The organism is bacterium (genome assembly GCA_030690305.1).
Classification (GTDB): Bacteria; Patescibacteriota; Minisyncoccia; order Phycocordibacterales; family JAGLPS01; genus JBBUCK01.
In genome coordinates this window covers 19171-34581 of sequence record JAUYHB010000007.1, presented here as the reverse complement: position 1 = coordinate 34581, position 15411 = coordinate 19171, and the positions used below count along the sequence as shown (strand labels likewise).

Sequence of the window (15411 nt, the reverse complement as noted above, 5' to 3'; positions counted from 1 at the left end):
GGATTGTGCGGCGGATGCGACAGGTGGAGGTGGCGGAGACCTTGAATTCACCTACGGCACAAACATCTTCTCTCAAGTATCAGCCGCCACCTCTTCCGCTTTGCAAATCACATCAACAGGCACCTCAACCTTTGCCGGAGGTTTGGAAGTCTGGAGGCAAATCGCCGCTCCGTACTTTCATGCGACGTCGACAACGGCAACGTCGACGTTTGCGGGGGGGCTCATTGTTGATGGTTCCACCTTTGCGGTTGATTATTCTACAAACAAAGTCGGCATTGGAACCACTTCTCCTTCAGCCAATTTGCATATCGTAACGGGTACGGGGGCAACTCTGCGACTGACCGGAAGAGCGGATGGTTCAAGTTCTTCAATTGAACTTTTGGAAACCGATGATGCCAATGGTATCGCGCTTAAATATGACGGCTCAGCCAATGCCTTCAGTGGCGGAAGATTAAATATCAGCAACTATTCCAACAGCTCGGCTATAGCTACGTTTGATAGAGGGGGAAATGTTGGTATTGGAACCACGTCTCCCTGGGCGAAACTTTCTGTTGCCGGCAATGATACGTCATCACCCCTCATTGCACTGGATGCTCTCACCGGTTATGACGGCGACCTTATTGATGCAAAAATTGCTTCCACCAGTGTCTTTAGAGTAAGCGCCGAATCAGGATCCGACACCTCGCTTCGTGTTCGTGCCGGCAGTACTGCGGGATATTCATATATGGTTTTCCAGCAAGGAGCCGAAGACCAATTTGAATTGGGAGTTACGGGGACAGGAGATGATGCTGGTGGCGACCTTTTTTACATCAGCCCAACTCCTTTCAACGGTAGCACCGGTGCCGCTCTTGCGATAAAAAATACAGGGTTTATAGGCATCGGCACTACCAGTCCCCGAGCTATACAACAGATAGAAAATGAAGACGCTCTTACCGTGTACTACGATACCGGTGGTGTGATGTCTGCAGCCCGTCCCGCCTGGACTGTTGGTGCTGCCGGTTCAACTTTTAATATCGGGAGCATTGCCAGTTATAGTGGGACAATAGCAAATGATATTACATCGCGTCTTACGATTTATGCCACCGGCTGGGTTGACATAGGGGACGGAACCTCCGCGGCTGGCCTCGGCATATACACCAATGACAGTTACGCATTGGAAGTTATCAGTAGTGAAGCGAGTGGAGCCGGAGGTGGAGCGGGTGCATATCTTTATTCCGATGACGGTGCGGCCAATGTTTTGGATGACAGGCTGGGATTTGTCAGTTTCGGCGGAGCATACGATGCCTCGAACACAGTTGAATCTGGAGCAAGAATTCTGGCTGCGGCCGAAGGAACATGGGATGCCTCCTCTTTCCCGACATACTTGGCTTTTCAAACGGTACCTTCAGGGTCAACAACACTTCAAACACGGATGACAATTACAAGTGCGGGCAACATAGGAATCGGCACGACCTCTCCATACGCCAAACTTTCTGTTGTTGGAGAAGTGGTTGCACGAAATTTTACCGCGACCTCTACCACAGCGACGTCAACTTTGGCGGGGGGATTTGATGTCGGTAGCGGTGCTCTTCAATACGATTTTTCAAGCGGTGTTACAAGTGTTACAAACTTAAATCTTGGAGCTCTCTCTTTTGACACGGATGCCGGGATACTTTCATGGATAGATATGCCGGTCACTTCCTCCGCGTCCGCCGGTACCGTTGAAAGCTACACGGCACAAATCGATGGAAACCCGTTACTTACCGTCTATGCCCAATCTGATGGCGTCGGGGGAATCCAAAATGGGCGTGTTGGGATTGGAACAACTTCTCCATCAGCCACTCTCACCGTCTGGAGCGCAACCACAACAGCTCCTGTATTTAACGTTACCAATACCGCCTCTTCCACACTCTTTGCCATTACCAATGCCGGCAACGTCGGCATTGGTACCACCTCCCCATATGCAAAATTAAGTGTTGTCGGAGAAGCGGTTGCTCAATACTTTACTGCGACCTCGACAACCGCAACCTCAACCTTTAAGGGATTCATTGATGTGCTGGGTACAGGGGCGAATGCTACATCCACTTTTTCTTCAAACTTGTGGGTAAAAGGCACCCTTCAGACAGGCTCAGGCTCAATTTTCCTTTCAGATGGTGGAATTTTTTCAACCGACGGTACCATTAGCATTCAAAACAGTCCAACAGCATCTTCAACATTTAGCGCTGGAGTTGAAACAACACGTCTCAATGCTTCTGCAACTTCAACACTTGCGGGTCTTCGTATTAATTCCGGAGGTCTCCAAGTTTCCACCATGACCTCTGCAGATTGTGATGTTAAAGCAACCACGTCAGGTGATTTCTATTGCGGCACGGATGCAACGGGCGGAGGTGGAGGAAGCGAACTTGAGTTTACCTACGGCACCAACATCTTCTCACAGGTTTCAGCCGCCACTTCATCGGCTCTAAAAATAACGAGTACGGGCACTTCAACCTTCGCAGGTGGTCTTGAAGTCTGGAGACAAATCGCCGCTCCATACTTTCATGCGACGTCGACAACGGCAACGTCGACGTTTGCGGGGGGGCTCATTGTTGATGGTTCCACCTTTGCGGTTGATTATTCGAGTGGCTTTGTAGGAATTGGCACACTGGCACCGGAGGAAATACTTCAAATCATAGGAACCGGAGATGCTGATATTGAAATTCAAAGCACAGACAGCACGGAATATACCGCTGTCCGTGTTGTTAACGACAGTTTTGCAGAATTTGGAATTGAACTTGGCGGAAGTGGCTCAGATGATCCTAATGTGGCATTTTTGATATCGTCGGCGAATGCGGATTTAAGAATCGGAACAAATGACACCGCACAACTAACTGTTAGTGGTGGTGGTAACGTTGGTATTGGTACGACAACACCAAATTGGGGTCTCCAAATTGCTTCATCGACTCCGTACCTTGCCCTTACTGACAGTAACGCCACAACTGATAGAAAACATGTTCTGCTCTCAAACATAGACGGTGTCTTTCGTATCGGTACCTCGACAGATTCATTAAGCGCAACATCAACCGCACTCTCTCTTGACCCGAGAGGTCCTGCTGTCTTTGGTATCGGAACTTCTAGCCCGTGGCGCACACTTTCTGTTTCCGGAACGGTTTCTTTCGATGGCCTTACCTCGTCCGGAACGGGAAATGCGGTATGTATCACGTCGGGTGACGACATAACCGATGCGGGTGGAGGTACATGTACGCCTTCCTCAATACGATTCAAGGAAAATGTTGTGACTCTAGAAACAGGAGAAGCGCTAGATACTCTGTCAAAACTCCATGTCGTGTCATTTGACTACAAAAAAGAATATACATCTCCGAGAGAAAATTCGGCGGCTGTCGGTTTGATTGCCGAAGAAGTCGAGCTTGTCGACCCGAGACTTGTTGACTACGACTATAACGGCGTGCCGCTTACCCTCCACTTTGAGCGAATCACCGGTCTTACTGTTCAGGCGATACAGGAATTGAATCTCAATCTTGAAACCCTTGCCTCAACAACAGCCACCACAACTTCGGAATCACAATCTTTTACAGAAAGCTTCTTCTCCAACATGTTCTCACGTGTTACTCAATGGCTTGCGAATGCAGCAAATGGCATCGGCAAATTGTTTGCCCAAGAAGTTCATACCGACACGCTGTGTATTTCTGACGATAATGGAGAGACGTGTGTCACGAAGGAACAACTGGACGGACTACTTGCCGGAACAGCTGCCTCGCAGAACGGGTCATCCGGTTCTAATCAATCCGGAGGCACCGGATCGGAAAGCGGTGGGCAAGGAATCTCCGACGTCACTCCTCCCACTATCGTGATTCAAGGTAATAATCCGGCAGAAATAGCCGTGGGCTCCTCATATGCCGACCTTGGAGCGGTAATTACCGATGACCAGGACGAAAACACAACTACATATATATACCTTAATGGTGTAATTACCACGAGCGTTTCAATCGACACATCGGTTGCCGGCACACACACGATTACATATACCGCGACCGATGATGCCGGAAACACTGCAACAGCCGATCGGACTGTTATTGTAGGAGACGAAGCGACACCCGAACCGGAAGTTACGGACACGACAGCGCCGATAATTAGTCTTATTGGAGCAGGTTCGGTTACTGTTACGGAAGGGGATACATATATAGATGAGGGAGCGACCGCAAACGATGACGTGGACGGCGACATTAGTGCTTCTATTGTTACGGCAAATCTGGTCGACACAAATACACCGGGCAGTTATCAAGTAACGTACAATGTTACCGATGTGGCAGGAAATCAGGCGCTTGAAGCCGTGAGGGAGGTAATTGTTGAAGCTCTTCCGGAACCCGAACCACCGGTAACCGCAACTTCCACAAGCACCAATTAATTATGAAAGTATCATACCTATTTATTATATTAACTTTCTTTCTAATACCCACCGTTTCTTCGGCGGCAATCTATTTTGTTGATTCAAATTTCGGAGCGGCAACAACTATCACTCTCGATATCGGTTCTCAAACAGGTGACCGTCTGGTTACTGTGGGTATATGTGACGAAATAGCAACAGATATCAATCCGGCTGTTACGGTTGACAGCAAAAGCTGTACGCAAGTCGTTGAGGGGGTTAACTCAAGTGGAGGTGGTAGCTACCAGACGCTTTTTTATTGCGATGATGACGATTTAGGAAGCTCCTCGGGCACGGTAAATGTCACAATTACCAGCGGTTGTTCAGGAGCAGAATGTGGAATTATTGCCCAGTCATTTACCGGAGTAAGCCAATCAGGACAAAATGACTACGGAACCGATTTTGACGGCGTTAACCTTACCACGACCGAAGCCTCAATAGATACCCCCGCAGACGGTTTGGTTGTTATGGGAGCTTGTAACGGAAACACCGGAACCTGGGGTTCATGGACCTCACCGCTTACCGAACGGGAAGACTTTAACACAATAACCGGTGGCGCACCGTTTGCAGGAGCTTCTGGAGTTGAAACAAGTACTCAGACAAACAAGCAATATCAAGTAACTGCTTCTACGCAGTACAACCGGGCTTCCAGTATTGTTGCGTCATGGGCAAAGGACCCCTCTGCTATAGACGCGTCTTTCCAAGAAGGGGTTGCGGGTTATTCAGGTAGTGAAAACTTATGGACGGTTTCCTGGTCAGATAATTATCAGGAAACCAGCATAATTTATCTGCGCGACGGTCGCAACAACCTTTTTTCTTGGGACATTTCAACCATACCCTCTAATGCAATAATAAGCAGTGCCAGAATAAGTCTCTGGTTATACGAAAGTTATAACAACGCTACGAACTACTGGGGATATTTGACCGACCCCGATAGCAGAGGCCCATGGGTCGATATGGGCTCTGACGGTTATACCTACAATACCGGGGCTAACTACAAATTTATTGATGATACTACCGATACACGATGGTCGGGAAGTACCGGCGATCTCTCAACCGTCCTAAGTAGTTCCTTGGGCAGTTTTAATGTCACCGCAGGACAATCCGGATATGGAGAGTTTCAGCAAGATATTACGGGGTCGGCTCTTGCTGACTTAGTTCAAGATTGGGTTGATGGAACCAAGCCAAACAATGGCATATGGATACAGGATTCAAGCGGCAACACAAGAGGCCGAAGCAAGTATTATGCCACGACCACTAAGCGACCAAAATTGGCGGTTAGCTACACAATACCGACATCGGCGTCAGTTGGGGAGCCGCGTGTTCTGCGTTTCGGCAGGCTCATTTTACTGTCCGGACGGCTTATCATTAATTAGAGTTACGAAGTAAAGAGGGAAAGGCATGAAAAATACACGATACATATTAACAGTATTCATACTTGGTTTAACCCTTGGGGCTGGGGGAACATACATATTAGTGGGCCAAGGCGGCCTGGGCAGCAACATCTCACGCTTAAAAGTAATAGGTGAAGGCAAGCCGAATGAAAATGTTTTGTACACAAATGAGCAATATGATTTTTCCTTTCGCTACCCGCAGGGACTCATATTTGAAGAATTTGAGGAAAAAAACGGTGCTCACACGATTGTTTTTCAAAAACCGGATGACGTAAAGACAAGTTTTCAGATATACATCACTCCCTACGAAGAGAGCACCATTACCGGTGACCGCATTCTTTATGACGCATCAGGGCCGGTGACTGACTTAAAAGAAGAAAATATCAGAGAAGATTTTCTTGCGGCAACGTTTATAAGCGAAGCTCCAATTTTAGGAAAAACAAGAGAAATTTGGTGGCTCCATGGGGGGTACCTGTTTGAAGTTACCACGTATGCCTCTCTTGATACTTGGATTCGCGATATCATAAAGACCGTGGAGTTTAAAAAATGATTAGATCTGTTACAAAAATTTTCATACTTCTCGCACTTCTTAGCCTTCAGACGTGCGTTGTATACGCTGCGGGAATTATTAGACCACCAAACAACCTTGGCCTTGTCGGCTACTGGTCATTCGACGAGGGAACAGGAACAAGAGCGAATGACTATTCCGGCAACGGAAACAATGCTGTATTTACGGGAACATGGGGTGCTTGGACCACCGGGAAAGTAAACAATGCTTTTGATTTTCAGCAGGTAAACAACAGCTGTTCCGGTAGTTCCTGTGTCAGCGCCGGTAGTGGAACTTCCCTTGATAACATTCGGCAAATAACCGTTATGGCATGGATTGCCCCCGATGATTTGGGGGATAGCAGTGCGGGGAACATTGTTAACAAATATGGATGTGGTGCTGATGGGTGGAGGCTTGCCCTTGATACGACAAGTCGTTTTGCTTTTTCTTACCAGTGGACAGGTGGTGTTGGTCGGTGGAGAACTACCAGTGACGTGCTCTCGTTCGGCGCGACATTCCAACATGTGGCTGTGACCTATAATAGCGGTTCGTCGAGCAACAACCCTTCTCTTTATTACAACGGGGCATCGGTAGCGGTTTCGGAAACCAACACGCCTGCCAGTTCTCCCGATAACGATTCAGCGAATAACCTGCATATTGGAATTAGCTGTGGGACAAATGAGTTCGACGGGCGTATTGATGAAATCCGCGTTTATAACCGTATTCTTTCCGCCGCAGAAATTAAAGCGATTTATGAAGCCCGCATTGCAAAAATCAACGCTTCAAAAAATTATTTTCTAACCAACGGTCTCCTTGCAATGTGGTCGTTTGATGGGGGAGGCATTACCGCGAATCAAGTTCTCGACGTGTCAGTCAACGGTAACCACGGGGGATTCATCAATGGGGCAACATCAACGGCAAAAACTGTCGGGAAAACCGGCCAAGCATTAAGCTTTGACGGAGCGGATGATTATATTAAGACAAGTTTTGGTCCGTCCCTTACCGATATGACCATTTCTACTTGGGTGTATCTGGACGACTCACCGACCGGCGAGGAAAATATCATAGGAGCATATGACAATGATGCCAACGGTTCATTGATGCAAATTACTCTCGGTCTTGGCACAACCGTTACCACTCCCCAAATGTATGTGGGTGACGCGGTGGGCACTGCCGATTATGACACGGTTACATCCTCTGCGTCTTTGGCTACCCGCCGCTGGTATCACATTGTCGCCGTGCACGACGCCGACGGGCAGAACATTATTTATGTTGACGGGGAAGACACTGCACACCCCGCCGCTACGACAAAAAGTGATGGCGGTATGAATTTTTCCGGGCAACCGTTTACTATCGGTGCAAGAAACCTCGGTTCGGGAGGTGGCCCGAATACTTTTTTTGACGGCAAGATTGACGAAGTCCGAGTATACAACCGCGCACTTTCAGCAAGCGAAGTCAAATCTTTATATCAGTTGGGAGTGGCGGTCAACTCCTCACAGACGCAACTCCAGCAGGGCAATCTTAAAGGTTTCTGGACGTTTAACGGGGCGGACATAACCACAAACCAAGTGCTTGATATGTCGGGGAACGGAAACCACGGGGGATTTTTTGGAGGTGCGACATCGTCGGCAAAAACTATCGGGAAGGTCGGTCAGGCATTGCAGTTTGATGGGATAAATGACTATGTCATCAATTCGGTCTTTTCCGGGGGCACAAATGGAGGTGTTACAATCTCATTATGGGCCAAACCTGCGGGTACTACGGTGAATCAGTATCTTATAGATTATGGTCAAGCATTGGGTACTGATAGTCGATCAATAATTCTAGGATTTCAGGACGGCTACTGGAATATTTTTAAGAACGCCTATCCTACTGGTGTAGCCGCCGATACACAGATTGCCGCAAGTGGACCAGGAATATGGGACAATGTGGTATATACATCGAATGGAACCACACTGCAAGGTTATCGCAACGGTCAATTGGTTATAAATGTATCGGCAAACCTTAATCGTACAGCTGCTCCGGCTAAAACAAGCATCGGTCGTCCAATTGATGTTGACTCTGATTATTATAAGGGTGCCATCGACGAAGTTCGGATATATAACAAAGCACTCACTGCTTCCGAGGTATTGCAATTGTATAATATGGGACGGTAATCCGGTAAAAAATATTCAATATATATATATATATATGAACCAATCAAGAGATATCAAAAACGCAAAAATATGGGGAACTATTACAGCGGTTTTTCTTGCGGGTATTCTCTTTTTCTTTTTCCAAACAAACTTTTCCCCCACCGAAACCCAAAGTCCTTTGGGAATAATTGATTTTAGTGCGGCATTGACCAACGACAATACCGGCTCGGATTCCATTCCTGTTGCCGAATCGGAAAATATGTCAGAGGGTAAGACACATAAAGACTCTCTCGGTTTTAGCTTCATATATCCAAAAGATTGGACTGTCGGCAGATTTGCCGAAGGGGAAGACGGAACCATCGTTATAGTCCAAAATCCCGAACATACGAATGGTTTTCAAGTATATGCGACTCCCTTTACCGAAGAAGATACAACCTTGACCCCCGAAAGGCTTCTGAACGAAATTCCCGATTTGGTTATCGAAGAATCGCAACAAATCAACGTGTCGGATGGCGGAACAGGCATCACTTTTTTAAGCGACAACGGTTCGGGAAAAACACGTGAAGTGTGGTTTATACATGGAGGATATTTATACCAGTTCAGCAGTCCGCTTTCTACCCAGAATATTCTTCAGGAAGTTCTTAAAACATGGAAATTTTAACTCTACAAAGGAATAATGTATTTGCCCTTCTTGCGGTAAGTATTTTTTGCGGGTTGCTTTTTCCGTACCCTGCTCTCGCAATCGTAAAACCGCCGACGGCACTCGGCCTTATCGGTTATTGGTCATTTAATGAAGGAATCGGAACGGTTGCCACGGATTTTTCTGGTAATCAACGGAGCGGCACAATTACCGGGGCGACATGGATAAATGGAAAGCGGGGCAAGGCCCTTGATTTTGACGGTGACGACTTCGTTCAAGTAACCGGTCTTTTGGGTAGTCCTGTAAATATCACCATTACCGGGTGGGCCAAGTTAGATAGTGCCGATGCCGCCGGAGCCGAACTTATTTCTCTCGGTGACCATATCGCTATCCGCCTTGATGATACCAGTGGTACCGTCGGTTTTTTTTATAACGGAACATTGTGGCTGGAGACAATAACCAGTACCGATTATGCAGGTACTGGGTGGCATCATTTTGCATATGTCTTTAATGATTCAGGCAATTCCCAAAAATTTTATGTTGATGGAGTTGAAGAAGGGTCGGGGACAGAGGCCTCCTCCATTTCTTACAGCGGTCTTGGCTCAAACACATTCATAGGTAAACATGCCGATGGAAGTACGGATTTCGATTTCGACGGTTCGATTGACGAGGTTCGCGTGTATAACCGAGCTCTCTCTGCTTCCGAAGTACAGGCGCTTTATAACTCCGGCGCGGTGCGAATTGGAGGCGTCAATCAAAACAATCAAGTAACAAGCGGTCTTGTGGGTTACTGGTCGTTTAACGGTCCCGATATTACCGATAACGTCATTACCGACACCTCTGTGTCCGCAAACCACGCTGGGTTTGTCGGCGGCGCGACATCAACCGCAAAAATCGGGGGGCGTGTCGGACAAGCGCTTACATTTGATGGAATTAATGACTATGTAAACGTTACCGGTTTGACCGCAAACACATTTTTTCAAGATACAACATTTGCCGTTTCGGCGTGGGTAAAAACTACAAGCAGTAGCGGAGTTATTATTAGCAAGGGGGCGACAAGCGGGGGAAGCCAAAGCGGTTGGGTGTTCCGTATGATATCACCGGGTATTCTTGAAGCGCTTACAAAAGCGGGGGCTCCAAACGCTGTTTCTCGAAAATCGGTGGGTGCGGTAAACGATGGAAATTGGCACTTTGTTGTCGCTGTTTTTACTACCGATACGACAACGCTAAGCAACAACAACGCGAGCATATATATTGATAACGTTTTGGACAACGATACATTGACGCAATCGAATATTCCCACGTTTTCAAGTGCCACAGTCCAAATTGGCAGACGGCCGGACGGAAGTTACTTGAATGGAGTTATTGACGAAGTCCGTATTTATAATCGGGCCCTGACAACAACCGAAATCAGGCAACTGTATCAAATGGGGAAGGCGGTAAAAATCAATCCGGGATTGTAGAAGATATATAAAACACAAAACTCCCGCCGTTGAGGCGGGAGTTTTGTTATATTTGTTTTCCGTACCTATAAGCCGAATTCTGTACGCATCCTTTCGGATGGCGATAGCCATTTATCTCCGATTATCGTTGCCGATAACCTCTAGCGGCACAAAGTTTCTTTAGAGAAACAGTACGACCTTGCACTCAAGTAAGGATTTAGCCGTTTCACCTCCCAAGTTACCTTGGGAGCTCATCCGTCTTACGGCGGATGCTCCCTTCTTTCGTTGGAAGCGTCTCTGCTCGCACCTCGCGAATTACTTCGGACGGGCGTTACCCGCTACTCTTTCCGCCTCAACGGCGGATAAGTGTTCGGACTTTCCTCACCAATTTTGCCCGCCGGAGGCGGTGCAAAATTGAGTGTCCTGAGTGAACCCTCTAGGGTGAGTCGAAGGACTGTCCCTCGACAGGCTCGTCCATTCGATAAAACTCAGGACGACCCTGAGCCCGTCGAACGGGTCGGGACGCTCACTTTTGTAACTGCCTACGGCAGACAAAACTGGCGTAACTATCCGGTACGGAAAACTCCCCTAATTATACTACAAAAAAGGAGGGAAGTAAATATCTTTAATTATGAACGTAGAATGTCCGCAAGGGCTTTGAAAATATGCTCATTTTGGGATATTATTAAGGTACTATTATTCAGTAGATTATTATATTTGTATGGACTTACCAAAAACATATTTCGATATTGCGCCCCAGAAGAAATCCCCTTTTTCTTTTGAGGGAGTGTCTACAACCGCATTGATGGTTCTCGTGTTTCTTTTGCCTCTTTTTTTCGCTTCAACACCGCTTTTCTCCTTCCAGTTCTCAAAAAGCTTCCTTGTTTCGGTGGGAGTAATAGTTTCTCTTGCCTTTTTTCTTCTTTCGGTTCTTAAGAATGGCACAACCATGTTCCCGTATCATCCGGTCATCGCCGCATTACTTGGGGTTTTATTTACAACATTTCTCTCCTCTCTATTCAGTGGTGCTCCGTTTGCCTCTCTTGTCGGATACGGTTTTGAAATGGGCACTTTCTCGTTTGTAACTCTGCTCGCCCTCCTTCTCATCCTTTCTGTTGTCATTTTCCGTTCCAAAGAAAAGATTTTCTACACGTACCTTGTCTTTTTTGCCTCCTTTTTTGCGGTAGCCCTCTTCAATCTTTTGCGATTTATTTTCGGTCCAGACCTTCTTTCCTTCGGTGTTTTCACAAGTATCTTCTCCAATACGGTGGGAAAATGGAATGAGCTTGGAGTTTTCTTCGGTATTATCGTCATTCTTTCTCTCGTCTCGCTTGAAATGGTCCGTCTGACCCGTGTGTATCATATTTTACTATGGGTTTCTCTCGGGCTCTCCCTTGTCTTTCTTACGGTAATCAATTTCTCAACCATCTGGGTTCTTCTGGCCGCTTTTGCTCTCATATTTTTTGTCTACATTCTTACTGCCACATGGAGCACTTCGGTTGCCGAAGGCGCCCGCCAGGCTCGAGTTTCATGGATTTCTCTCGGGCTTCTCATTTTTTCTCTTGTCTTTGTTCTTGGCGGACGTGTCATCGGGGATTCTATTACCCGGGCACTTGGTCTATCCACGTTTGAAGTGCGACCTTCCTGGTCAACAACAATTGACGTGGCATGGCAGACATTCAAACAAAATCCCGTTTTTGGTTCAGGGCCGAACCGTTTTGCAACGCAGTGGAATTTGTATAAACCCGAAAGTGTTAATGCGACAAATTTCTGGAACACGAGTTTTAGCTACGGAGTCGGTGTGATTCCCACAAGTCTCGTAACAGGCGGTGTCATCGGTACGGCCGCTTGGCTTGCCTTTATAGGACTGCTTCTGTATACCGGTTTTAAAGCATTGTTTTCCAAAGAGGGGGACCCGTTCTCGAAGTATCTTGTCACGTCATCTTTCTTAGTCTCTTTGTATCTTTGGGCTATTGCAATCTTTTATGTCCCCGGCATTACTATTTTTGCCCTTACGTTCTTTTTCAGCGGTCTATTCCTTGCCGCTCTTGCTGAACAGAATATGTTTCCGATAAAAACCATTTCCTTCCTTGATAACCCGCGCATCAGCTTCCTCTCGATACTCCTTATAGTCTTTCTTCTTTTAGGTACGGTGTCATACGGTTATCTCGTACTTCGTAGCGGATTTGCGTCATACTACTTCCAACAAGGCTCTGTCGCATTTGCCCAAGGCAATCTGGACGCCGCAGAAACCGCTCTCAATAGGGTATTGTCCATTGAAGGAAATGACGCGTATTACCGTGCCATGTCGGAAATCAATCTTTCCCGTCTGCAACAAATCGCCGCACGAACCGACGTGCCCGCGGAATCGCTTCGAACCGATTTTCAGCAAACCCTAGGTGTCGCCATTGAAAATGCGACCAGGGCACGCGATAAAGACAGAACAAATCCCCAAAACTGGGTAGCTCTCGGACATGTCTACCAAGTGCTTGTTTCTCTGGGAGTGGAAGGGGCGTATGAAAGCACCCAAATGGCTTACACGGAAGCGGTAAAGCGAAGTCCTCACGACCCTTCATTGCAACTTGAATTTGCCCGACTCGAGCTCGCCAAGGGAGACAACAAAAAAGCGAAGGAATTTATCGCAAAAGCGTTACAGCAAAAGCAAAACTATACGGAAGCCGTCTTCCTTCTTTCTCAAATTGAAGTCTCCGAAGGAAACGTTAATGGTGCCATTGACTCTGTTGAAAAGGCGACACTTCTTGCACCGAATGACCCGGCCCTTTATTTCCAGCTTGGGCTTCTCAAATATAATAAACGCGACTATAAGGGAGCCATTGGTGCCTTTGAGCGTGCAGTGACAGTCAATTCACAGTATGCAAATGCCCGCTACTTCTTGGGCCTCAGTTACTATCAGGACAGAAGAATAAACGATGCCATCGCCCAGTTTGAGGTAGTGCGCGCAACGAACCCGAATAACGAAGAAGTCAAACTTATTTTAAGCAATTTAAAGGCGGGGAAAGAACCGTTCGCAAACGCAACCCCACCGGTTGACAATGAGCCCGAAAAACGTGACACACTACCTGTCGATGAGGAAACAGTAAAAGCGGAAGAATAAGCGGAAAATACACAACCGGCTTAAAATGAGATGGTAAAGAAGATTTTCTATTTTCTTCAGAAAGAAGTAGGCGGCCTGCATCAGGCCGCCTATCTTCTTGCTGTCTTCGCTTTTCTTTCCCTTCTCCTCGCCCTCGTCCGTGACCGCCTACTCGCCCATTTTTTTGGTGCTGGACAAGCCCTTGATATTTATTATGCGGCATTTCGAATCCCCGACTTCATTTTTGTGACGGTGGGCTCTCTCGTGTCCCTCTCCATTCTCGTTCCGCTTTTGGTTGAAAGAGGCGGGAGGGATGTGCGCGAAGAAAAGTCTCTCATTGACAACCTTTTTACTTTTTTCTTCCTTCTTATATTTTTGGTAAGTGCCATTGCTTTTTTTCTAGTGCCTGTTCTTGTTCCGATTCTTTTTCCCGGGTTTGATCTCAGCCTTATTCCTCAACTGGTCTTTTTAACCAGATTACTTTTACTTTCTCCGATATTACTTGGATTTTCAAACTTGTTTGGAAGCATCGCCCAGGCCCATCGTCGTTTTTTCGTCTATGCCATTGCTCCGACTCTCTACAATCTTGGTATTATTCTCGGTACGCTTATTTTTTCTTCCTTATACGGTATTGCGGGCGTTGGTTTCGGAGTGATTTTAGGCTCATTCTTGCATATGGCCATTCAAATCCCCGTTATTGCCCGTTACGGTCTTTTACCCGTTTTTTCCTTTAATTTCTCTTCCGTTAAACACATTCTTCTTCTTTCATTGCCTCGCACGTTTACGCTCTCGATAAGCCACCTCTCGACACTTCTGCTCCTTGCACTTGCGTCACTTCAGACCACGGGCTCGATCTCGGTCTTCAGTCTCTCTTTCAATCTTCAATCGGTGCCGCTTTCGGTTATAGGAGTGAGTTATTCTTTGGCGGCATTTCCCACCCTCGCGCGTTTTTTCTCGGAGGGAAAACAGAAAGAGTTTCTCGACGAAGTGCTTACTTCCGCCCGCCACATTATTTTCTGGTCCGTGCCCGTTGCCGTTTTATTTATCGTACTTCGTGCGCAAATTGTTCGTGTTATTTTCGGTTCGGGAGAATTTGACTGGTCCGATACCCGTCTTACCGCCGCCGCGCTCGCTCTTTTCGCGATTTCCTGTTTCTTTCAAAGCCTCACGCTCCTTTTTGTACGTGGGTATTATTCTGCCGGTCAAACACTCAAACCCCTTCTTCTCAATCTTTTTGGAGGAGTTTCAACGGTTTTTTTCGCGTATTTTCTCACTAAACTGTTTTCAACTCTTCCTGTTTTTCGTTTTTTTGTCGAGTCGTTGCTTCGTGTGGAAGGGATTCCCGGCACCGAAGTACTGATGTTGCCTCTCGCGTACTCTTTCGGCGCGCTCCTCACGGGCCTTCTTTTGTGGGTATTTTTTGAGCTCGATTTCGGTAAATTTTCCAAAGACCTTGTGGTTACCCTTTTTCACTCATTTTCCGCATCGGTCATTATGGGTTTCTATACGTATCTCTTGCTTAACTTTTTAAGTAGGTTCCTCAATCTGGATACGTTTGTCGGAATATTTTTTCAGGGATTACTTGCAGGAATTACTGGTATTGTAATAGGGATTTTCGTGCTTCAGCTTCTGCAGAACAGAGAGCTCAAGGAGGTTACTGTCGCGTTACGCGAGAAAATATGGAAAGTGCGGGCGGTCAGTCCGGACACCGACCTCGTGCAAGGTTTGTAGAAATTATTCTTTCTTTCCGCTAGTAT

8 protein-coding genes and 1 other RNA gene are annotated in these 15411 nt (G+C 46.9%); 8 read left to right on the top strand and 1 reads right to left on the bottom strand.

Annotation, left to right across the window (positions count from 1 at the left end; translation table 11 throughout):
* The 6 genes from Q8O71_01070 to Q8O71_01045 all read left to right on the top strand — a co-directional run.
* Window positions 1-4384, top strand: a 4384-nt coding sequence (locus Q8O71_01070; protein MDP2704973.1) for a DUF5011 domain-containing protein, incomplete at its 5' end; no start/stop codon positions are given.
* Between the two features lie 2 nt (window positions 4385-4386).
* Window positions 4387-5778 (top strand): DNRLRE domain-containing protein, encoded by a 1392-nt coding sequence (locus tag Q8O71_01065; GenBank protein MDP2704972.1) that lies wholly within the window; start codon window positions 4387-4389, stop codon window positions 5776-5778.
* A 25-nt stretch (window positions 5779-5803) separates the two neighbouring features.
* Window positions 5804-6346, top strand: a complete 543-nt coding sequence (locus tag Q8O71_01060; protein MDP2704971.1) for a hypothetical protein — start codon at window positions 5804-5806, stop codon at window positions 6344-6346.
* On the top strand, window positions 6343-8499 hold the full coding sequence (locus Q8O71_01055; protein ID MDP2704970.1) for a LamG domain-containing protein: 2157 nt from the start codon (window positions 6343-6345) through the stop codon (window positions 8497-8499). Before Q8O71_01060 ends, Q8O71_01055 begins: the two co-directional genes overlap by 4 nt.
* A 34-nt stretch (window positions 8500-8533) precedes the next feature.
* Window positions 8534-9139: a hypothetical protein gene (locus Q8O71_01050; protein ID MDP2704969.1), complete on the top strand. Its 606-nt coding sequence runs from the start codon at window positions 8534-8536 to the stop codon at window positions 9137-9139.
* Window positions 9127-10581 (top strand): LamG domain-containing protein, encoded by a 1455-nt coding sequence (locus Q8O71_01045; GenBank protein ID MDP2704968.1) that lies wholly within the window; start codon window positions 9127-9129, stop codon window positions 10579-10581. Before Q8O71_01050 ends, Q8O71_01045 begins: the two co-directional genes overlap by 13 nt.
* 52 nt (window positions 10582-10633) lie before the next feature.
* Here the strand turns inward: Q8O71_01045 and rnpB are convergent.
* Window positions 10634-10975, bottom strand: an RNA gene (gene rnpB, locus Q8O71_01040) — RNase P RNA component class A.
* A 306-nt stretch (window positions 10976-11281) separates the two neighbouring features.
* On the opposite strand from rnpB, the gene Q8O71_01035 reads away from it, so the two are divergent.
* Both Q8O71_01035 and Q8O71_01030 read left to right on the top strand, forming a co-directional pair.
* Window positions 11282-13675: a tetratricopeptide repeat protein gene (locus tag Q8O71_01035; GenBank protein MDP2704967.1), complete on the top strand. Its 2394-nt coding sequence runs from the start codon at window positions 11282-11284 to the stop codon at window positions 13673-13675.
* 30 nt (window positions 13676-13705) lie between these two features.
* Window positions 13706-15385: a lipid II flippase MurJ gene (locus Q8O71_01030; protein ID MDP2704966.1), complete on the top strand. Its 1680-nt coding sequence runs from the start codon at window positions 13706-13708 to the stop codon at window positions 15383-15385.
* Window positions 15386-15411 lie beyond the last annotated feature (26 nt).

Coding starts and splice junctions, on each gene's coding strand:
- Q8O71_01045 (MDP2704968.1), top strand. CDS start 9,127: ATGGAAATTTTAACTCTACAAAGGAATAATGTATTTGCCCTTCTTGCG.
- Q8O71_01035 (MDP2704967.1), top strand. CDS start 11,282: ATGGACTTACCAAAAACATATTTCGATATTGCGCCCCAGAAGAAATCC.
- Q8O71_01060 (MDP2704971.1), top strand. CDS start 5,804: ATGAAAAATACACGATACATATTAACAGTATTCATACTTGGTTTAACC.
- Q8O71_01055 (MDP2704970.1), top strand. CDS start 6,343: ATGATTAGATCTGTTACAAAAATTTTCATACTTCTCGCACTTCTTAGC.
- Q8O71_01065 (MDP2704972.1), top strand. CDS start 4,387: ATGAAAGTATCATACCTATTTATTATATTAACTTTCTTTCTAATACCC.
- Q8O71_01030 (MDP2704966.1), top strand. CDS start 13,706: ATGGTAAAGAAGATTTTCTATTTTCTTCAGAAAGAAGTAGGCGGCCTG.
- Q8O71_01050 (MDP2704969.1), top strand. CDS start 8,534: ATGAACCAATCAAGAGATATCAAAAACGCAAAAATATGGGGAACTATT.